At 35.3% G+C, this 19870-nt stretch carries 21 protein-coding genes; 13 read left to right on the top strand and 8 right to left on the bottom strand.

Features of this window, described 5'->3' with window-relative positions; genetic code table 11:
- Nucleotides 1–4 precede the first annotated feature (4 nt).
- The gene (gene rimI / locus METEV_RS00170; RefSeq protein ID WP_013193534.1) at nucleotides 5–529 is read left to right on the top strand and encodes a ribosomal protein S18-alanine N-acetyltransferase; all 525 of its coding nucleotides are present in this window, start codon (nucleotides 5–7) and stop codon (nucleotides 527–529) included.
- On the opposite strand, the gene METEV_RS00165 is transcribed toward rimI, so the two are convergent.
- The 3 genes from METEV_RS00165 to METEV_RS00155 form a co-directional block, all read right to left on the bottom strand.
- On the bottom strand, nucleotides 526–810 hold the full coding sequence (locus METEV_RS00165) for a UPF0058 family protein (protein WP_013193533.1): 285 nt from the start codon (nucleotides 808–810) through the stop codon (nucleotides 526–528). The two genes, rimI and METEV_RS00165, sit on opposite strands and share 4 nt — an antisense overlap.
- A 190-nt stretch (nucleotides 811–1000) precedes the next feature.
- Nucleotides 1001–2359, bottom strand: coding sequence for a DNA primase DnaG (gene dnaG, locus METEV_RS00160; protein ID WP_013193532.1), 1359 nt, complete (start codon nucleotides 2357–2359; stop codon nucleotides 1001–1003).
- An 881-nt stretch (nucleotides 2360–3240) separates the two neighbouring features.
- Nucleotides 3241–3726 (bottom strand): hypothetical protein, encoded by a 486-nt coding sequence (locus tag METEV_RS00155; protein ID WP_013193531.1) that lies wholly within the window; start codon nucleotides 3724–3726, stop codon nucleotides 3241–3243.
- A gap of 145 nt (nucleotides 3727–3871) precedes the next feature.
- Here METEV_RS00155 and METEV_RS00150 point away from each other — a divergent pair, with 145 nt between their 5' ends.
- Both METEV_RS00150 and rtcA read left to right on the top strand, forming a co-directional pair.
- Nucleotides 3872–5275 carry an NAD(P)/FAD-dependent oxidoreductase gene (locus METEV_RS00150; protein ID WP_013193530.1) on the top strand — a complete coding sequence of 468 codons (1404 nt, stop codon included), beginning with the start codon at nucleotides 3872–3874 and terminating at the stop codon, nucleotides 5273–5275.
- Nucleotides 5268–6272 (top strand): RNA 3'-terminal phosphate cyclase, encoded by a 1005-nt coding sequence (gene rtcA / locus METEV_RS00145; protein WP_013193529.1) that lies wholly within the window; start codon nucleotides 5268–5270, stop codon nucleotides 6270–6272. The genes METEV_RS00150 and rtcA overlap by 8 nt, the downstream gene beginning before the upstream one ends.
- 22 nt (nucleotides 6273–6294) lie before the next feature.
- Here the strand turns inward: rtcA and METEV_RS00140 are convergent, their stop codons facing one another.
- Nucleotides 6295–6921: an RNA 2'-phosphotransferase gene (locus METEV_RS00140; protein WP_013193528.1), complete on the bottom strand. Its 627-nt coding sequence runs from the start codon at nucleotides 6919–6921 to the stop codon at nucleotides 6295–6297.
- 229 nt (nucleotides 6922–7150) lie between these two features.
- On the opposite strand from METEV_RS00140, the gene METEV_RS00135 reads away from it, so the two are divergent.
- A complete protein-coding gene (locus METEV_RS00135; protein WP_013193527.1) occupies nucleotides 7151–8287 on the top strand; it encodes an OB-fold nucleic acid binding domain-containing protein in 1137 nt (378 codons plus the stop codon).
- A 7-nt stretch (nucleotides 8288–8294) separates the two neighbouring features.
- Here the strand turns inward: METEV_RS00135 and METEV_RS00130 are convergent, their stop codons facing one another.
- A complete protein-coding gene (locus tag METEV_RS00130) occupies nucleotides 8295–8753 on the bottom strand; it encodes a hypothetical protein (protein ID WP_013193526.1) in 459 nt (152 codons plus the stop codon).
- 296 nt (nucleotides 8754–9049) lie between these two features.
- Between METEV_RS00130 and METEV_RS00125 the strand changes: the two genes are divergently transcribed.
- The 8 genes from METEV_RS00125 (at nucleotide 9050) to METEV_RS00090 (ending at nucleotide 16290) form a co-directional block, all read left to right on the top strand.
- Nucleotides 9050–9589 carry a hypothetical protein gene (locus tag METEV_RS00125; RefSeq protein ID WP_013193525.1) on the top strand — a complete coding sequence of 180 codons (540 nt, stop codon included), beginning with the start codon at nucleotides 9050–9052 and terminating at the stop codon, nucleotides 9587–9589.
- A gap of 211 nt (nucleotides 9590–9800) precedes the next feature.
- Nucleotides 9801–10436: a CBS domain-containing protein gene (locus tag METEV_RS00120; protein WP_013193524.1), complete on the top strand. Its 636-nt coding sequence runs from the start codon at nucleotides 9801–9803 to the stop codon at nucleotides 10434–10436.
- A 45-nt stretch (nucleotides 10437–10481) separates the two neighbouring features.
- Nucleotides 10482–11249, top strand: a complete 768-nt coding sequence (locus METEV_RS00115) for a CBS domain-containing protein (protein ID WP_013193523.1) — start codon at nucleotides 10482–10484, stop codon at nucleotides 11247–11249.
- Nucleotides 11250–11281: 32 nt separating this feature from the next.
- On the top strand, nucleotides 11282–12298 hold the full coding sequence (locus tag METEV_RS00110; protein WP_394296179.1) for a CBS domain-containing protein: 1017 nt from the start codon (nucleotides 11282–11284) through the stop codon (nucleotides 12296–12298).
- 31 nt (nucleotides 12299–12329) lie between these two features.
- Nucleotides 12330–13190 (top strand): CBS domain-containing protein, encoded by an 861-nt coding sequence (locus METEV_RS00105; RefSeq protein WP_013193521.1) that lies wholly within the window; start codon nucleotides 12330–12332, stop codon nucleotides 13188–13190.
- A gap of 53 nt (nucleotides 13191–13243) precedes the next feature.
- Entirely contained in the window at nucleotides 13244–14020 is a 777-nt protein-coding gene (locus METEV_RS00100; RefSeq protein ID WP_013193520.1) for a CBS domain-containing protein, read from the top strand.
- 28 nt (nucleotides 14021–14048) lie between these two features.
- Nucleotides 14049–15218 (top strand): RNA ligase, encoded by a 1170-nt coding sequence (locus tag METEV_RS00095; RefSeq protein ID WP_013193519.1) that lies wholly within the window; start codon nucleotides 14049–14051, stop codon nucleotides 15216–15218.
- A gap of 28 nt (nucleotides 15219–15246) precedes the next feature.
- Nucleotides 15247–16290 (top strand): EF-Tu/IF-2/RF-3 family GTPase, encoded by a 1044-nt coding sequence (locus METEV_RS00090; protein WP_013193518.1) that lies wholly within the window; start codon nucleotides 15247–15249, stop codon nucleotides 16288–16290.
- A gap of 13 nt (nucleotides 16291–16303) precedes the next feature.
- On the opposite strand, the gene METEV_RS00085 is transcribed toward METEV_RS00090, so the two are convergent.
- On the bottom strand, nucleotides 16304–16825 hold the full coding sequence (locus METEV_RS00085; RefSeq protein ID WP_013193517.1) for a hypothetical protein: 522 nt from the start codon (nucleotides 16823–16825) through the stop codon (nucleotides 16304–16306).
- A 12-nt stretch (nucleotides 16826–16837) separates the two neighbouring features.
- Complete coding sequence (locus METEV_RS00080) at nucleotides 16838–17587, bottom strand: RAD55 family ATPase (RefSeq protein WP_013193516.1); 750 nt, start codon at nucleotides 17585–17587, stop codon at nucleotides 16838–16840.
- A gap of 175 nt (nucleotides 17588–17762) precedes the next feature.
- Between METEV_RS00080 and METEV_RS00075 the strand changes: the two genes are divergently transcribed.
- Complete coding sequence (locus tag METEV_RS00075) at nucleotides 17763–18779, top strand: stage II sporulation protein M (protein ID WP_198008146.1); 1017 nt, start codon at nucleotides 17763–17765, stop codon at nucleotides 18777–18779.
- Nucleotides 18780–18790: 11 nt separating this feature from the next.
- Here the strand turns inward: METEV_RS00075 and METEV_RS00070 are convergent, their stop codons facing one another.
- The gene (locus METEV_RS00070) at nucleotides 18791–19816 is read right to left on the bottom strand and encodes a methionine synthase (RefSeq protein ID WP_013193514.1); all 1026 of its coding nucleotides are present in this window, start codon (nucleotides 19814–19816) and stop codon (nucleotides 18791–18793) included.
- Nucleotides 19817–19870 lie beyond the last annotated feature (54 nt).

Below are 19870 nucleotides of genomic sequence, written 5' to 3'. Positions count from 1 at the left end.
TACAATGAATCTTCGATACTTTGAACCGGAAGATTTTGAGGATATCTTAGAAATTGAAATGGAAACATTTAGCGAACACAATCCGTTCGTCTACATCAATTTTTATGAGATCAACAGTGATGGTTTTATAGTGGCTACTGTAGGTGACAAAGTAGCAGGATATGTAGTAGGATATCAGATATATGAAAACGAAGGGCGTATATTTACCCTTGCTGTTAAAAAAGGCTATAGGGACAAAGGTATCGGGTCAGAACTACTCAGGGCTATATTAAATCTGTTCTGCAGGACAGGGCTAAAATATGCCAGGCTTGAGGTAAGAAGAAGTAATGTTCGTGCACAGAAACTATACAATAGTATGGGTTTTGTCCAGTGCTGGGTTGAAAAAAAATATTATTCAGATGGTGAAGACGGTATTATAATGAAAGCATACCTTCAGCCTCCCTATGATATGAATTCATATACTAATCTACTGGATAATAAAATAAACAATAAATACGAATCAGGGATTACAAATGAAAATACCCTTTAATTATCCTGAATTACCTTATTTCCTGTCCTTGCCGCAAGTTCCTGCATTCGTTCAGAGGTTCTTCCACCTCCCATGTTTTCATCTTCAGAAATTATTTTTGCTATATCATTTCCAAGAACAAATATTGCATGTTTATGCTCTGCCTTGCTCCGGTGGACGTGCACTGGACTGATGGACAGGGACTTGTATTCACTGAAATCACATTCAACGCCCTGACATTCAAAATATCGTTTCAATTGAGCCATCAGTGTATGCAATTGTATTAATTCATCTTTGTGCATATTGACCAACCTTTTATTAATCATGCTGTTTTTATATGAACTTTTATATACTCGATAATCATTAATTAGACTTTAAATAAAGTCATTATTGACGGAAAATACTTTCCCCAATCATTTATAAGTAATTTTCTATTTATTGTTTATGATTAATCATGATAAATATGATACAAAAAATAAAAAATAAAAAAAATTAGCAATAATCATTTTCAGTAAAGATATTAATTTCTGTGGGTACTTTTGTCACATTCCCCAGTTTCACACCAACAAGGTTTTTGATTCCTTTTTCTGAAGATACATCAAGAATCCTCTGGGTTATAACCCCATCAAAAACCACACTTACTACCTCACCATTATAATTTTTCAATTTATTAACAAGGTCTCTTACTGCTATTTCTTCAACCAGTTCTTCCCCTGAATCAAGAAGGCGTGCATCAAGTGTACCGGATATTGCATCTATATGAGGTTTAAATTTAAACTGGGGTTCCGCTTCTTCAGTTACAACAGGTTCTTCTGCTATTTCTACATCTTCAGTAAAACTTTCCTGAACTTCCTGTTGAGGCTCAACCTCGGTTTCTTTAACCAGATTTTTCGGCTTCAAACTTGAAGGTTTTTGTATTTCCTGCGACCTATTATCCTTACGTTTAGAAACCCTTGCAGACTTACCAGTTTTTGATGACTCTACTGGTTTTGAAGTATATGATTCCATAGCCTGCTCTATCGGAACTCTCTGTTGCAGTGCCCTCATTACCTCTCTGTGTACCAAATCTTCAACACTTTTACCTTCAGGAGCTCTGGCAATATAATCGATATTAGCAACCTGTAAAAGCTCTTTTATTATGAGCACTCCGCCACGATCACCATCTGTAAACGCAGTTACGTTTCTCTTTTTTGTAAGTTCCGCTATTTCAGGTGGAATATTTGTACCACCCACACAGATTGTATTTTTTATCCCATAACGCAGTAGATTAAGTACATCAGCACGACCTTCTACAAGGATCACTTCATCAGAATCAAACACTTCGGGGCCGCAGGGTATTTTATTTTTACCATAATATTCCATTTCATGGATTCGCAGGGATTCACGTACTTCATCTGCGATTTCCTGGGATTCAGGGAGATTATCATCAAACATTGAAGAATAAATCATCCGAGCTCTTTCAATGATATTTTTTCTTTTTGTGGCTCGTATATCCTCGATTTTACTTACTTCTATTTTGGCACTGCATGGTCCTACTCTATCTATAGTTTCAAGGGCAGCAGCCAGAACAGATGTTTCAACTCTGTCAAGACTGGATGGTATCAGAATAGTTCCTTTTGATTTACCGCCTTTACCGCTTATTAAGACTTCAATCCTTCCTATTCTACCGGTCTTTTGAAGGTCTCGAAGGTCAAGGTCTTTTCCAAGCAACCCCTCTGTCTGTCCAAAAATTGCTCCTACTATATCAGGACGCTCAATTATACCATTTGCACTGATTTTTGAATGGATGATATATTTAGTGGTATCTGCTGATTGGTTTTGATTATTTTGATTATGGTTCTGATTTTGCATATGAATATCTCCATAATGGCTGTTATAGATATCAAATATGGATTATCCAATGCAAAATAGTAAAAACAGAACAAGTTTGATGGGCAAATTGATATCTAACCTGAGAACTATTATTGAGATTTACATGTTGATTTAGCACCCAATATACTACTTTTGTTAGTACTCTGATTGAAACCGAATTTTCAATTAATACATGAGTTGTCTGCCGGATACTCATGCCAATTTATCTTTATTTGTCTGAATTACAATGAGTTACCTCTTTAATCATTAATTTGATTTCAATGATTATTGCGTTTTGGTTGATGATTCTGATTAAGTAAGGATTTCTGTAAAGTATTATTATATCAGATTAGTGACAATTATAATTTTAATATTAAATTGAAACCCTTCGTTAGTGTTGGAACCCATAATCATTGTTATTGTACATCAAACTTGTTCTGTTTTTTATATGTCTTTAATTATTAATGTGATACTGATGTTGTATACACTGTAATATTTAGTTATTAAATCCAAACTATTTTGCGTTGGATAACCACATCTTTTAATATTTTTGTGAATGTATTAGTAATTTTTGTATTATGAATGTAACCATTAATTGATTACTCATAAATAGGAAGTTAGTAGTAGTTTAATAAATTTGTGGTTAATAACTACTATAGGACAAATAACAAAATATTTAGCTAACAAATATAGAAATAATAATTGTTAAAACAAAGAGGTGGAGTTGCAGAGCTTATAAAAATAGCTGAATGTTGGGGGCTAATCCAAGGGGGACACAATAAGTTCTGCAACTCCTTATAATATTAAAATATTTTTAGAATGTATTAAACTTAACTGTTTACAAAGTAAACTTTATGAAAACTTGCTTGTTGACAAAAAAATCATTCAGATAAATAGGATTTAGTCACCTCGTTTACTTTAACTTCTAAATTATCTATATCCATTCCACTAATATCAAATTTAAATTCTTTCTCAAATGGAATTATCACCTGAGGACACATCGCATCTTTTGGTCTTTTGGTAGTAATATTGATTATAAATTTGTCCCCAGTTTTTTGCTTTACAATTTCATCAATTTCTGTACAACTATCAGAAAGGTGACCACTTACATTGACCAGTAATTGTTCATCAGGGTTTCTTTCCAAATTAATGTCATCGATTTTTGCCAGTCCACTGATATATCCAGACTGGTTTGTATTATTTATCTGAGAGCCGTTTTGTCCATCACCTAAAGAAGTTTCTAGGCTTTTATTTGTTTTATTTATTCCCAAATTCAATTCTGAAGCAGTTGCAAAAAGCAATCCACTACTGAAAACAACTATTACCAGTAATATGCCAATTCCCTTGAAAATAGATAAATCAAGCATGATTAATCCTCCTATATCTTTTTAACAATGAGTTGGATTTAAAACATAATAAAATTATTCTTTTTGTTAGGAAATTACCTAACATAACCAGATTTTAAAACTGATAGGCAATACACTTAATAAACAATCTCAATTATTAACCAGTATGGTGGGGAATACATCAGAGAACAATACAAAAAAACAGGATTTAGTTATCATTGGAGGGGGCGCTGTAGGGATGGCTGTTGCTACTCATGTCCAGCGCCACGGAAATTACAACATCAAAGTGTTATCAAAAGACTCACATACAGCCTACAGTCAGTGTGGAATGCCTTTTGTACTCGCCGGTGATATTCCGGATTTCAACAAACTTATAGTTAAAAATCTACAGTTTTTCAAAGACATGGGTATTGATGTCCGACTTAATACACAGGTTAATTCCATTGACCTTGAAAACCATACTGTACATACCCAAATTGACACAGTAAGATACGATAAACTTGTTATTGCTACGGGTAGTTCACCTTCTATACCAGAACCCCTGAAAGAATTTATAAAAATGGACAATGTATTTACACTTAGAACATTATCCGATGGGATAAAAATCCAGAATAATCTGGAAAAATCAAAAAATCTGGTAGTAATCGGTGCAGGAGGGATAGGAGTCGAAATCGCTGTAGCCGGTGTAAAAAGAGGTATCAGTACAACACTTATCAACCGTAGTAAAAACGTGTTGTCCCACAACCTTGACTCTGACATGTCACAAATTCTGCAGAACCATCTTGATTCAAAAGGTATCAACCTTTTGACAGGTCACACTCCAGTATCCATAAACGGTTCTGACACCGCCGAGTCGGTTACTATTAAAGAAAATATCACGGGAAAGATAAAAAACATCTCTGTTGATACCATTGTAATCTCTACAGGCGTTAACCCCGAAGTATCACTTGCAAAAAATGCAGGTATCTCTGTTGGTGAAAGTGGCGGATTGTTGGTAAACAATAAACTGCAGGTAAAATACGATAATAAATACCTTGATGATGTATTTGCAGGCGGAGAATGTGCTCAGGTTTATGATTTTGTAACTGGAAATCCTTTTGTCAGCCAGCTTGCAAGTACTGCAAGAAGAATGGCATCTGTTATTGCAGAAAACCTTTTGGAGAAAACATCAACTTTTACTCCCATTACAAATCCGTGGATTGGTGTTATTGGAGATTATCAGGTTGGTAACGTCGGTCTCACAGAAAAAACTGCATATAAAAATAAAATAAACACTGTAACTGGTTCATCAACAGGTTTTACAAGAGCAGGATATTATCCGGGTGGTGAAAAAATATACATCAAACTGTTATTCAGTAATCGTTGTCTTTCAGGAGCGCAGATTATTGGCAGAAAAGGTGTAAAAGAACGAATCGATGGATTATCCCTTGCAATAAGGAAAAAAGCATCCATTGACGATATGTTGAAAATGGAAACCTGCTACACTCCACCTGTATCTGAACTGGTAGACCCTATAACGTATGCTGTAAAGGACGCCTATAAAAACATGGATAATCAAAAATATGATTGAAATTGACGGGTCATATGGTGAAGGCGGAGGTCAAATCGTCAGAACTGCGATTGCTCTATCTGCCACTACCGGTAAAAGTGTGAAAATTTATAACATACGCAAATTTCGTTCAAATCCAGGACTCAAAAAGCAGCATATAAAAACTCTTGAAACTGCTGCACGTATTTGCAATGCGCAAATTGATGGAGAATATTTAGGGTCATTACGTATCAGTTTTTTTCCAGGTGAAATAAAGGGGGGTTATTTCGATGTTGATATAAAAACTGCAGGAAGTATAACCCTGTTGTTACAGTGTATAATGCCATTGGTTATAAAATCCAACGAGGACATCCAGCTCAAAATAACAGGGGGAACAGATGTAGCCTGGTCCCCAACAATTGACTATCTAAAACATATAACAGTTACCGCTCTATCAAAAATGGGTTACACATGTGATATAAAAAACATCAGACGTGGTTACTATCCAAAAGGTCAGGGAGTTGTGTATGCAAATTTAAAATCTAAAAAACTTCACAAATTTAATTTTTGCAATCAAAAAACAACAGTTTCCAAAATTTATGGTATATCACATTGTTCAAACCTGCCTGAACATATCGCACAGAGACAGGCTGAATCTGCTTCCTACCATCTCAACTATAAAAATTTTGATTGTAATATTGCCACCGAGGTCACTAACAATCCCTCTAAAGGGACTGGTATTACATTATGGAAAAATTTGTGTGGTGGTAGTGCACTGGGAAAAAGAGGTTTTCCTGCAGAAGAAGTTGGGAAAAAGGCTGCAGATAAAGTAAGCGTTGAATTGGAATCTGGAGCAGATGTTGATATAAATCTTGCTGACCAGTTAATACCCTATATGGGACTTGTTCCGGGATGTTCTTATACTGTTAAAGATATTACCCAACACACAAAAACAAATATATGGGTCACTGAAAAATTTCTTGATGTTGAATTTAATATAATGGAAGAAAACGGATTATTTCGGGTCACCTCCCAGTGACCAAACATTTCACCCAATTATATTAACCAAAATTTGCAATACTTAAATACTCTGACGGTACTTGTTTAGCCAAAACAATTTCATCTGTTGCAGACATGAATGACATTCCATTTTCTCTTGCAACATCTACGTCTATTTTTATTATTATAGGATTATCTGTATGAACCTGTGCAGCATCATTTGCTTTACCATATGATGTACTTAAATGGACATACCGCTGGTGTACGGGTTTTATACCATTCTCAAGAATCATATCCGCCTCTTCCTGGCTTACACCATAGTATAAATATGGAAGGTCACATTCGCAATGGTCAAGTTCTACATCTACCGAGTGTCCATAGCAAGCTCTCAAATATCCACCATCGATTTCATATCGGTTTTTAATGTCAGATTCTACAAGAGATATTAATGATTCTTTTGTTGCCCATTTGTATTTCTGCTTTAAAATATTACAAAACTGGTCAAGGTTTACCCAACCTTTTTTATCCATTTCTAAACCTGTTGCATTTGGAAAATGCCTCAGTGCTCCAGATACGAATTTTCCCAGACGTTCTTCATAACGGTCACCAAGAACATGTCTGCCTTTTGTATTACATTCAGGACAGACTTCGCCTCTGAAATAGCCATGTTCATTACATTTACGAATCATTGTACCTAAAATAACAATGTTATTTATTGTTAATATATCTTGCCGAAACTTAACAAAAAAATAACTTGCAAATTCTTTTATAATATTTGAACTTTTTTTAGTAGTAAATGCACAACCAAGAAGTAATAATTTCGTATCTTTTCAAACAAATTATTATGAACATTTTTATTCATATAATAAAATTAAATTGATAGTTACCTTTAATAATTAATCCATCACTGGTGTTATCATGAGTGAAACCGAAGAAATAGATAAAATCTATGATAAACTTGAAGACTCGATTAGCAGAGAAGATTTTCTGTCCAAAGTAGATGAAAAGGTTGAACAGATGAGTGGTTTATGTGATAGAAAAACTGCCGCACTACTCGTTGCCAACGACCTTGGAGTCAGTGATACTGGAAATGATGTGGTAAAAATTTCAGATATCAGTCCCAACAACAACGTTAAATTTATCGCAAAAGTGGTATCTGTTTTTGGTACCAAGGATTTTAATAAAAATGATGGTACAGAGGGTAAAGTAGGAAACCTTATAGTAGCAGATGAAACAGGTTCTATCAGGTTAACATTATGGGATGATAAAGCCAGTTTGATAGAATCCGGTGAATTTGAAGTAGACCAGAGCCTTCAGATAAGCGGTTACGCAAAAGAAGGGTATAAAGGTCTGGAAGTCCATATTGGTCAATACGGCACAATCGATGAAGCAGATGAACGTATAGACACATCAGCCAATTCACAAAAAATTGAATATATAGAGGATGGAACCGGCGACATCAATATACTGGGCAAGGTTCTTAATATATGGGATGTCAAAACCTTCCAGAGAAAAGACGGTTCACAGGGTCGCGTCAGCAACCTTCAGATAGGAGACGACACCGGAAAAATCAAAGTGACATTATGGGACGACAAAGCAGACCTTGTTAAAGAAGTTGATTATAATGATAATGTAGAAATAATCAATGGATTTGCCCGTACAAATAATTATAATCAGGAAGTTGAAATCCAGATTGGCAATTACGGGTTAATTAAAAAGACAAACACTAATGTGGATTACAATGAACATTTTACTCCTATAGAAAAAATTGATGCATCATCTCGGAAGCTCTATTCTGTAGAGGGTGCTGTTTCAGGTCTTGGAGATATAAAAGAGTTTACAAAAAAAGATGGATCAACCAATACAGTAGCCAATATTTACCTTTCGGATGATACCGGTCGGATACGGATAGCCTTATGGGGTGAAAAAGCCAATTTGATAGACCAGTTGGATTTCGATTCCAAAATACAGGTCATTGATGCAACTTCAAAACCCGGTTATCAGGATGATGTTGAATTAAGTGCAGGAAACAGAAGCAGGGTCGTATTTTTGTAACCCTACTTTAATTATTCGTAAACTTGGATTTGAGACGTTTTAACAACCCGGGGTTGCCGTCATCTGTTTTCAGATGGTCTGTCAGGTGGGGTTTGTTGTTCTGTTTCTGTTCTACAGTATTTATTTTGTGAAACATTGAACTTATTTGATATTCCTTATTTTTAAGCTGGTTGTCTTTTTCAGTGAGCTGGTTATCTTTGTTTTGTAGTTGCAAATCTTTGTTACCGAGCAGTTTGTAAAGTCTTTCTTTGTCCTGTTTTAGTTCCTGTATTCTTTCTTCATAAACCAATACATCCACATCGCTATTTTTTTCTTCATCTGATGATGTCTCCTGATTTTTACCATCCGAACCATAGAAAAACTGCCTTAATGCTTCTGTAACACAATACGTTTGACTGTACCCTGATTGTTCAATCATCTCTTTGTATTCCTGAGGTATACTTGTATTGATTTTAACCTTTGACATACAGTAAAAATATTGTATTACATATTATAAAAAAATAGTAGTTTTAAAATCAGATTAAAAATAATAATAGTTAAAATTTTTAATTTTTTATTTTTAAGATGTAAAAGAATAAAAATATATCAATTACTTGTAGTATACTTGGATGTATCAGCCCAAATCATACAATCAGCTGAACTATAAATTTACATCTTGCAAAGCTTGAAAATTTCCTATTGACGACGTGAGGGGAGTAGAAGATTAAGATTCTGGGAAATGGTCTATATAGTGACTAAAAACAGTAACCGAGTGGAAAAACGATGATAAAAAACGAATGTTTTTATTGCCAAAAAACAGATTTAGAATGTATCCATCCCCGAGGAGATTGTGTTAACTGTCCTGTAAACAACGCTGAAGAATTAAACAGAAGAACAATTGAAAACGAAAAATACAACAAAAAAGAAACCGAGTCTCAAAACCAAAGACTCGAAAGGGAAGGCTACATTGCAACCAAAAAAGAAAATGGACAACTGAAAATAGATTCAATAACAGAAAAAGGAAAAAAGAAATTATCAAAGGATTTACTGGATGAGTTAAACAGTGACCTGAAAATAGATGAAATATTATGTACACAAGCAGAAATACTTCGAAACAGTCCAGTTTTCTGGAAACGCGTTATAGAATTGATGAAATATGGTGTACTTAAAAAAGATACTATAGAAAACGTAAATATACTGGCACTTGTAGGATTTATTGGGTTATTTGAAGGTTTGGAGACAAAACTTACCGAAAACGAAGAAAGGTTACTGGAATGGCAAACCGAAGGGTTTGTTGACATGTGTATGGACTACACCCAATAAAACCGAAATATTTCTTTTTATTTTTTTACCCAATTTTGGATTATTTGTATTATCACTTTGCCTTAATTTTACACTTAATAAAATTATGGTAAATGTTTGGTAATAAAGCCTGCAGATTACAAACATCTATAAATACCATCGTATAGATACTCTTTAAGGTGGGACAGAATGTGGGTCGATATTGAACGATTTAACAAATAAAGTGATATCTATGACATTAGGAACTCAGAAAGATATTGAAGCAGGTGAACCGTATAAGGAACTTGATGACAATTTGACAGTTCACGAAATAATGAATAGAAGCGTTTATACAATAGATATCGATGCGAGTGTGGTTGATGTTGCTAAAGAAATGAGCAAAAACAATGTTGGAAGTATCATAATTGTGCAAAACAATGACCCTGTTGGAGTCATAACTGAAAGAGACTTGGTTAAAAAAATATTAACAGGAGATATCAGACCTTCCAGAATAACTGCCGGTGAAGTCATGTCTTCACCACTTATAACCACTAAACCTTCGACCAGTGTAATCGATGCAGCGGAATTGATGGTAAAATCCAACATCCGAAGGCTTATAGTAATGCAGGATAACAAAATTGTAGGGTTTATCACTGACCGGGATATACTAACAATCTCTTCAGGACTTAATACAATTTTGAAAAATTTAATCGAAATGAATCAGGAACAGTACTTTACAACAAATTCGGATATAGAAACAAGCAGTGAACAATCTGAAACATCCCAAAGTGTTGAACAGGGGATTTGTGAATATTGTGGAACTTTTTCAGAATACCTTAAAATGTTTAATGGCATGATGTTGTGCGAAAGTTGTAGAGATAATACATAACTATTTGTTTATAGTTTATGTTGTTGATGATTAAAGGGGGATTACATGACAGTAGTAGAAGATATAATGACAAAAGACCCGGTAAAAGTAACTGAGAACGATTATATTACCCATGCAAGGCAACTAATGAGAGATTATTTTTTACGAAGTGTTCCTGTTGTAGATAATCATGATTCAAATCATGTAACAGGTCTTCTTACCGACCAGGATATACTAAATATCACATCCACCAAATCCAATTTAACTGTGAAAGGTTTTGAACGTGCATTCCCAACTATCTTACCAGATACTGATATTTTGAAAGCATCTAAACTCCTTTTGGATGCTAAATTACACAGGTCACCAGTTATGATATCAACAACCGAGAAAAGACTTGCCGGGATTATAAGCAACCGTGATTTACTGGAAAAAATAAACCCTTCAAGACGATCACCAGAAACCATCGGCGAAATTATGAATACAAAAGTAATAACATGCTATACCGATGATAATGTAGCAAGAATATGGAACAATATGCTGGATTGGGACTATACCGGCATACCTGTTGTCAACCAGAAAAATGAACCAATAGGTGTGGTCACAAGAAGGGATATCATTAAATCAGGACATGCAAGAATAAATTCTCCCGAAAAAAGTTCCAGAGTTGAAAAGATAATGTCTACTCCGACCTATACAATAACCCCTAATACTCCTATTACAGAAGCTATAGACAAGATTATTCACTATGATGTTGGAAGGTTAACAGTTGTAAACAACAATAAAGTGGTAGGAATTGTAGACAGGAACGACCTACTGGAAGCATGTCTGAGATAATAAGAAAAAACCATAGTATAGATCAATTTAAGGTGATTAGTTTGGATATAAGAGAAAAAAGGAATATAGCTTCGGAAAAAAAAGTGAGAATGCAAGAAAAAATACATGCACAGGATAAAGAAAAAATATCCAGAAAAAAAGACCCTCAACTTCATACAACCGATGGAGTCCAGGAACTTGGTCCAGTGGATTTTCAGGGACATGAAGCAGAACACGAAGGAGACATAATGGCTATTGCCAAAAGGGATGTTATAACTGTTCCACCAACAACAACTATAATGGGTGCAATCAAAACAATGATGAACAAAGGTTTTAGACGTATACCCATTACTGATGCTGGTACTAACCGCCTTGAAGGAATTGTAACCTCTGTTGATATTATAAACTTCATGGGTGGTGGAGATAAAAACCTCCTTGTTGAAAACCATTATAACGGAAATCTTATAGCAGCAATAAACGCGGAAATACGAGAAATAATGGAAAACGACATAGTATATCTCCATAACACAGACAGTATAGATGATGCAATTGACACAATGAATACCAAAAATATTGGCGGCCTCCCAATTGTAGACGAGGACAATCGCGTCCATGCAATCTGTACAGAACGAGATTTTTTGCAGTTTATTGATGGAGTTTATACAAATAAAAGTGTTGGAGAATACATGAACAAAAATGTGATGAGAGTTAAATCCAATGCTACTATAGAAGATGCTGCAAAAATTATGATGAATGAAGGCTTTAGAAGATTACCGGTAGTCAAAGACAGTATATTACTTGGAATTGTTACTGCAACAAATATTATGAATTACCTTGGGAGCGGTAAAGCCTTTGAAAAACTTATAACAGGTAATGTACATGAACCTTTAAATGAACCTATAAGTTCAATGATTACAAAAGATGTAGTCTGGACAACTTCTGATACAGACCTTGGTGAAGCAGCAAGGCTTATGCAGGAAAATAATGTAGGTTCTCTACCAATAATTGATAATGGTCAATTTATAGGAATAATCACAGAAAGAGACTTCCTGAAAGCCATTGTAGAATAAAATTATTTTAAAAAAACAGATGAGGATAAAAATGACCGTAAAAGACATCATGAGTTCACCGGTTTATGTGTTAAAACCAAATGATACTGTTGCACATGCACGTAACCTGATGCTAAGACATAAAATCAACACTCTTATTGTTGTTGATGATGAAGAGGAAATGGTAGGTATAGTAACAATGTCTGATTTGAGCAGGAAAAAAGCTCAATCAGGACCGACATGGAAGAGAAGACCTGTAGATGATATTTTAATCGACAGGGTAATGACCGAATCTCCATTAACAATCTATTCCAGTGCATCAATATCACAGGCTACCAGTATGATGCTTGAGAATCATATAAGTAGCCTTCCTGTCATGAAAAATAAAGTAGCCGGCATTATCACAAGGACAGATATTGTTAAATATATTGTTGAAAACCGTTCACTGGAAGGTAGTATTTCTGAATGGATGACAAAAAATCCAATATTTGTTCACAGACATCATACTATAAACCATGTAATAGATGAAATGGATAAAAGCAATATACATAAACTCCTTGTAGTAAACGATGTCGAAAAAACCGTGGGTATGATATCTACCAGAGACCTGGCTTTAAATAGTCTTAAAGACGATGAAGGAAAACTCCAATCCAAAGAAATAAAAATGGCTCGAAAACCCGAAACTGGCGGTCAAAGGGTATACCGAGATGTAGAAAAGGTTTCACTGGTGGCAGAAGACATTATGAGTACACAGCTTCATGTAATAGACAGTAGTGATTCTCTTAACAATGCCACAAAAATTATGATTGATGAAAATGTTCTGGGCTTACCTGTAAGAGAAAATGAAGATATAGTAGGAATAATTAGCAGAAGTGATATACTAAGAGCTATACAGAATCAGTTATCTGAGTAAAGTCTACTCTATAATTATAAAAAACATTTAGGACAAATTAAGAGGTTTCATATATGCAAGTTAAAGAAATAATGGTGGAGCCACCTACCATCGATAAATCTGATACAACATCCCATGCGCTTGACGTTATGGAGAAGAAAAATACCCGAAGGTTGCTCGTAACCCATGACGATAAAATCATGGGCGTACTTACCATGAGAAGCCTTAATGAAGAACTTGGAACACGTAAAAAAGGCAACAAACCTGCGTCATCACTACATGTAGCTACTGCTGTTTCTGATGATTATTCAAAAGTTTTGCCTGATACAGATATCAAAGATGCTATAACCCTGATGAAAAACAAAGGAAAAGTTATAGTAGTCACAGATAACGATGATATATACGGTTGGGTTACACCTGAAGAACTGTTGAAAAATAATCATTTTGATGGTTATGCAGGAGAAATAATGCAAAAAGACCCTCTAAAGGCAAATCCCAGTGATCGTGTAATTCATATCAGACATCAGATGCTTGAAAACAATATTGGAAGAGTCCCTGTTGTAGAAGATGAAAAAATTGTGGGTATTGTTACAGAAAAGGACATTGCAAAATCCATGCGTGCATTCCGTGACCTTGTTGCGGGTAACAAACAGGATACAAGGATAAGAAATCTGATTATTGAAGACATTATGACAAGAGGTGCTAAAACCGTCTATACAAATACACCTACATCTGATGTTGTCAACATGATGATTGAAGATAACATCGGTGGAGTGCCAGTACTAAACCTTGAAGACGAACTTGTAGGAATCATTACAAGAAGGAACATCATAGAAAGCATGGCTGATTGATTATACGCAAAGTTTAACAAAGACCAACATGAGCTTTGAATCAAATACTAAACTCGATATAGATGGTGTGGCAGAATTTCTGAACCTGCCCTCATCTAAAGTTAAAAAACTGGCATCCAAAAAAAGGATATTACAAAACTGGGGCAAATATCAGAACCTGTTTAGATTTGACAAAAAAGTATCCAAAATCGAAAGCGGAACAGTACTGTATCAAAACAATGGATACTTTGAATTGATAAGAGGTTTCCCCAAAATAAAAAGAGCAATGGCTGTTGAACCTGCTGTAAAAAGCCATTTTAAGAATTCAGGTACTGTTTCTGTGGAAGAAAAAATGAACGGCTACAACGTTAGAGTAGCCAGTATTAACGGTGATGTCACTGCTTTTACCCGAAGTGGTATAGTCTGTCCCTATACTACAGAACGTGCAAAATATTTAATCGGGCAGGAGTTTTTTGAAAAACATCCAGAATTTGTTTTATACGGGGAAATGGTGGGTCCCGATAATCCCTATGTTCCAAAGAACATCTACAATATAGAATCACTTGACTTTTTCATATTTGATATCAGATATAAAAACACAGGGGAACCTTTACCTGTATATGAACGAAGAAAACTTATGAACGATTACAATTTAAATCAGGTTCAACTCTTTGGAGAATATAAAATTGAAGAGGCTCCTAAAAATATCACCAAAATTATCAAAGAAATAGGTAAACAGGAGCGTGAAGGTGTAGTAATCAAAGACCCACAGATGCGAATAAACGCAATAAAGTATACAAGTTCTGAGAGCAACTGTGCAGACCTTAGGGAAGGATTCAAATTCTACAACGATTTTGGGAGGGATTATTTCTATTCAAGAGTTATCCGTGAAGGTTTCCAGTCAGTTGAATTGGGAGAATCCGAGGAAGAATTCCAAGAACGCTGTTTACAGCTTGGCAGGAGCATACTGGAGCCAATGAGCAGGACTATGAGAAAAGTTGCACAGGGGGAAGAAGTACACGATGATGTCCAGATCCGGGTAAAAGAACCTGAAACGATTTATGAATTTGAAAAACATCTTAAAAGAATGGGGATAGACGCTAAATTTGGTGCTCCTCAACAGGTTGGCGACGAATATCTGGTATCAATCAGAAAACTTAACCAGAGTACCAATGATAAAACAAAAGCAATCTGGAACGGCAGTTTGTGGAAAAGTTAAAATATAATTTAAAATTAAGGGCAAGGGCATGACAAGCGTAGCAATTATTGGAAGCGAACAGAGTGGAAGAACCAGTCTGGCATCACATCTGGGAAAAAAAGAGGATGAATCAGACATTACAAAATTTGAGTATTCCAAGGGTGGAAGAATACTTACAGCCATAGATGCGAACGGGTATCCAGAATCTGTAAAACCACTGATTACAGCTCTTAGCCTTTCAGATATTGCCCTCATCTGTGTGCCACCGGAAGGTCTCAATGCAACTATAGGTGAATGTATAATAGCTCTGGACATCATGAAATACCAGCACGGAATATTTGTTTTAACAAAATCTGACACAACCTATCCATATGCAATAGAAGAACTTAAAGAACAAATAAAAAAGGTAACTGCAGGTACAAGTCTTGAAAACTGGGACTGTATTTCAACATCAACAACCTCATTTGAAGGAATGAATGAACTCAGAGATATGATATTTGAACTGAGAGACACTGTAACCAAAGAAAAGAAATCATTGGATGATAAACCTCCCCGTGTTGTTATTGATCAGGTATTCAATGTTACAGGTATCGGATGTGTAGCTCTTGGTTCTGTGTCCCAGGGAACAATACATTCAAAGGACAAAATGTACTTGTATCCTTTAGAAAAACCACTGGAAATACGCTCGATACAGATGCATGATGAAGATACAAAAAGTGCAGGAGCTGGGTCACGTGTAGGGTTGGCTCTAAAGCACGTACAGACCAAAGAAATCGACAGAGGTTTTATAATATCCAATGATGAATCAGTAGGTACTGATTTCACCCTTAACTGCACACTAACCCAGTTAACAGATGGATTTGCAGTAGGAGATGTTTTGCATCTGTTTACAGGTCTCCAATCCACCCCTGTACGAGTTGAAAATATTACATCAAACAGTAACAATATAGAACATGCAAAACCCGGATATGAATATCTGGTGGAGTTTTCAGGTACAAAAGAGATAGCCTATAATAGTTCTGACAGGTTTATAATCGCCAACCTTAATAATGATAAACAAAGGTTTATAGGTTACGGATTTGTTAATGCATGAATTTTTAATACGTTTATCGCCTATGTGTAAATGGTTTAAACCCTTTTACACTATCAGGTTTTTCAAGTTTTTTGGGTTTTGCAAGAAAATCAGGCAAATCCATCATGGTAGGTTTTTGAGCTGGTGACTGGATACATTCATAATCATTGCTGTATGTACAGCCAAATCCACTCTCAAAATTGGTATCTACATTCTCTTCTGAATCCAGTTCCTGGGATTCCTGCAACTCCTTTTCTTCATCTTTATTCTCTTTTTCTTCTCTGGACAAACTTGCATATAAGTTCTGTTCTTTTTCCTGAGCTCCGTCCCTTTTTCCCCTTATATAATATCGGTGTACATATTCATCCTGTCCATACATTTTCGATAATGAATACAAACGGGAATACTTGTCAGTAACCCATCCAAGCTCTGAATGTTTATTATAACCTACCTCAAAACCAAGGTCATAAACTTTTTTCAATACTTCTGTGTTCCGGAATTTACCGGTACTGGATGAATTCCTTGTACTATCACTTTTTTTGATAAAATCTATCATAACACTCCCCCATCAGCTCAGCTGGTCGTTGATTTTTAGACCTTTCTCTGTAAATTCAATACCTCGCATATTACAATCATGCCTGGTTCCCCGCATCTTTATAATCTGTAAGGCTCTTGTCATTGTTTTTTGATAAAGAAAATTATGCAGGAAAATTACACCATGAGATGAAAACTGTTCTGTAGAATAGGATGTAGGGTCCACCATTTCTGATAAAAGCACTGTTGTGCATCCCAGATTTTTTAAACTTCTTATAAAACGGCTCATCTCTTTTTCTTCCAAGGAACGGTCTTTACTTGTAAAACGTATAGCTGATACAGAATCAATTACCAGCCTTTTGACATTGTACTCCATTACATAGGCAGTAATCTGTTTAAAAACCAGATTTGGTGAAGGAGCTTCCGATTCTACCGGAGCATATCCAACATCATAATTGGGAGATATTACTTCATTCATTTCATCTGAATAACCATATTCCATCCTTGGACCAAGGTCTGCGAAAAGGAGTTTTCTCTTTTTAATAAGAGAAGGTATGCCAAGCTTATAATTAGACATGTCATCAATAACATTTTGAGGACTTTCATTTAAGGTTATATATAAACCAATTTCACCATTTGCAGCGCCATGTGTCAGAAACTGTATCCCAAAAGTTGTTTTACCACTGCCGGGTGGTCCGCTTACCAGATATACCCTTTCTGACAGCAGACCCCCCTGAACCAGCTCATCAAATCCTGAAATTCCGGTCTGTATTCTTGTTACCATGACGCAACCTCACATTTAAGTTAACATATTAATATAATAATATTTGTACCAAAGATATTTTAATTCATCGATATAATTTTAATTTTATACAAATAATATATTGATAGTAATTTATAAATGTTAAAAATTGTTTTGGTGTTATAACAGATTACAGGGTTAAATGAGAGTCCAAATTATGAATGATTTTTCTGATAAAACATTTAGCATTAAAAAATCTGATGTGCTGTGGTCTCTTAAATTGTTTGCTATGGCTATTGGTTTTGCGTGTTTGCTTGGGTTTAGTCTTTATCTTATTATGAATTCGTTTACAGGTCCTGAAACCGTCAACAAAGCAATCACCACAACATCAAGTACTGCTACCAAAAAAGTTGAAGTCAGTGCTAAATATATCAGCCCTGTTTGGTCGATATTTATATTCAATACTATTGCCGCTTTTACTGCAGCAGCCGGTACAGGATTGTTTGTATATATCCATCACGCACTACTTGGAGATTTGGAACACAGATTTAAAAATAAAAAATATTCAACCTTTTCCATTAAAACAGAACAGTTATTCAGATTTTTTTCCAATAAAATATATAAGCTTACTACAAAAATTAATAAGAGCTACAAACAAAATGGATATAGACCAAATTCTGAATATACGCAGGATTCTATATGGTACTATAGTGGATTTAGCGAATATGATTATCAAAAAATCGCACAATTGCTCCCATATACTATACCTGTAATAATTATTTTTGTCAATGGTATATTAATTGGATTGCTTTTTTCCTATTTTATTTTCAATGGTATAATCGATGGATATGAAGTTATGGGATTAAAGGGAATAATGTTTGGCGGAGTATATTCATTTTCCTATTTCATTTCCTCAATCCTACCTCATGGAATACTGGAACTACCTGCACTGCTTCTTACTGCATCCATGGGACACAGGTTCGCAAAGATACAATCCTGTACAGTTAAAAATAAAAGTTTGTTCAGAGGTGATAGTATTGCCAGTATATACCAGAGCCTTGAACAAGTTAATTCAACCACAAAAACTTATCTGAAATCCAAACCGTTATGGATATTATTAACCTCAATAACGGTCGTATTATTTGCTGCTGCCTATATAGAAATAAATATCACTCCAGTATTTGTAAAAATTGTTATGGAAATCCTGGATAATATAATATTAAGTATTAAATGAGCAAAGAGTTATTACTTAAAATCGGCTATTCCTCTGGCAACATTGTTAAGTAAACGGCTTGCCATTTCCTGAGTCGGCCATGAACCAAGACCACAATCAGGTCCCACATATTTGACTCGGTCACCGAATTTGGAATAGGCGTTTTCAAGTCTTTTGGATACCGTTTCAGGAGTTTCCAAATCTGTGATTATTTCCTCAAACTTGTCCAAATCTTTCCAGACATTGGTATTGTATTTTTCATTAAGTACAGCAGCGAGATTGAATACATCAGTACGTGCAACTCCGACTCTCAGGTATGAATCTGTATCTTCCAGTAACTTTTTATCAATAAGTTCCAGATAATCCGGATTTGCGGCTGATTCAACACCTATCACATTTATCGAAGGTGTCCTTGCTGCCAGATGATAATGTATGGGCGAATGAAGATGAATTTCTACATCTGCACCCAGTTTGTTTGCAGATTGTGATGCTATCGTTAACGCTTCAATTAATTCAGAATCGCTAAACATTATCTGCGGGTTGATTCCTATACTTGGCTCATCAATAGAAATGGTTTTTACATAGAAATTTTTTGCCGATTCGATTGCTTTTTTAGCAAATTTATCGACACTCGACGCCAGCAGGTTTAAAATATCGGTGTATTCAGTGCTTCCAAATTCCTTAAGATACAGCTCCAGTGGTCCTGTGATGCAGACACGGATACCAAGTTTTTCACCATGTTCTTCCCTGTACTTTTTGGCTGCTGGTTCGATTGCTTCAAGCTCCAATATCTTTGCACAATCTTCTTTGACATCATAGGGTCCATCTGAACATTCCTCATCATTGATTATGGACAAAAATTGTTGGTTCATATCCTGGAATTGTGGGTAATTTGGAACCTGTACCTCTGCATCGATTTTCTTCTGGAAGGTATTATTGATAACCGAAAATAATTGCTCATCCTCTTCACGGGTTGAAAAAGCATGAGCTAACCATTCTTTTGTTACTCCTTCTGGTAAAGGGTAACTGCCAATTTCATCGAAAATTAACTCAGTCATGGACACTAACTTATTTTAGATACTATTTATATGTTTGGCGGGGTTTTGCAAACA

The organism is Methanohalobium evestigatum Z-7303 (assembly GCF_000196655.1).
Taxonomy (GTDB): Archaea; Halobacteriota; Methanosarcinia; order Methanosarcinales; family Methanosarcinaceae; genus Methanohalobium; species Methanohalobium evestigatum.
The sequence above is the reverse complement of the archived record's forward strand: the minus strand, read 5'-3'. Positions and strand labels throughout refer to the sequence as shown.

Excerpts from the sequence above, each read along its gene's own strand:
- rtcA (WP_013193529.1), top strand. The coding sequence starts at position 5,268 with ATGATTGAAATTGACGGGTCATATGGTGAAGGCGGAGGTCAAATCGTC.
- METEV_RS00120 (WP_013193524.1), top strand. The coding sequence starts at position 9,801 with ATGACATTAGGAACTCAGAAAGATATTGAAGCAGGTGAACCGTATAAG.
- METEV_RS00105 (WP_013193521.1), top strand. The coding sequence starts at position 12,330 with ATGACCGTAAAAGACATCATGAGTTCACCGGTTTATGTGTTAAAACCA.
- METEV_RS00100 (WP_013193520.1), top strand. The coding sequence starts at position 13,244 with ATGCAAGTTAAAGAAATAATGGTGGAGCCACCTACCATCGATAAATCT.
- METEV_RS00155 (WP_013193531.1), bottom strand. The coding sequence starts at position 3,726 with ATGCTTGATTTATCTATTTTCAAGGGAATTGGCATATTACTGGTAATA.
- METEV_RS00075 (WP_198008146.1), top strand. The coding sequence starts at position 17,763 with ATGAATGATTTTTCTGATAAAACATTTAGCATTAAAAAATCTGATGTG.
- METEV_RS00085 (WP_013193517.1), bottom strand. The coding sequence starts at position 16,825 with ATGATAGATTTTATCAAAAAAAGTGATAGTACAAGGAATTCATCCAGT.
- METEV_RS00095 (WP_013193519.1), top strand. The coding sequence starts at position 14,049 with ATGAGCTTTGAATCAAATACTAAACTCGATATAGATGGTGTGGCAGAA.
- METEV_RS00080 (WP_013193516.1), bottom strand. The coding sequence starts at position 17,587 with ATGGTAACAAGAATACAGACCGGAATTTCAGGATTTGATGAGCTGGTT.
- rimI (WP_013193534.1), top strand. The coding sequence starts at position 5 with ATGAATCTTCGATACTTTGAACCGGAAGATTTTGAGGATATCTTAGAA.
- METEV_RS00070 (WP_013193514.1), bottom strand. The coding sequence starts at position 19,816 with ATGACTGAGTTAATTTTCGATGAAATTGGCAGTTACCCTTTACCAGAA.
- METEV_RS00140 (WP_013193528.1), bottom strand. The coding sequence starts at position 6,921 with ATGATTCGTAAATGTAATGAACATGGCTATTTCAGAGGCGAAGTCTGT.
- METEV_RS00125 (WP_013193525.1), top strand. The coding sequence starts at position 9,050 with ATGATAAAAAACGAATGTTTTTATTGCCAAAAAACAGATTTAGAATGT.
- METEV_RS00115 (WP_013193523.1), top strand. The coding sequence starts at position 10,482 with ATGACAGTAGTAGAAGATATAATGACAAAAGACCCGGTAAAAGTAACT.
- dnaG (WP_013193532.1), bottom strand. The coding sequence starts at position 2,359 with ATGCAAAATCAGAACCATAATCAAAATAATCAAAACCAATCAGCAGAT.
- METEV_RS00135 (WP_013193527.1), top strand. The coding sequence starts at position 7,151 with ATGAGTGAAACCGAAGAAATAGATAAAATCTATGATAAACTTGAAGAC.
- METEV_RS00150 (WP_013193530.1), top strand. The coding sequence starts at position 3,872 with ATGGTGGGGAATACATCAGAGAACAATACAAAAAAACAGGATTTAGTT.
- METEV_RS00090 (WP_013193518.1), top strand. The coding sequence starts at position 15,247 with ATGACAAGCGTAGCAATTATTGGAAGCGAACAGAGTGGAAGAACCAGT.
- METEV_RS00130 (WP_013193526.1), bottom strand. The coding sequence starts at position 8,753 with ATGTCAAAGGTTAAAATCAATACAAGTATACCTCAGGAATACAAAGAG.
- METEV_RS00165 (WP_013193533.1), bottom strand. The coding sequence starts at position 810 with ATGCACAAAGATGAATTAATACAATTGCATACACTGATGGCTCAATTG.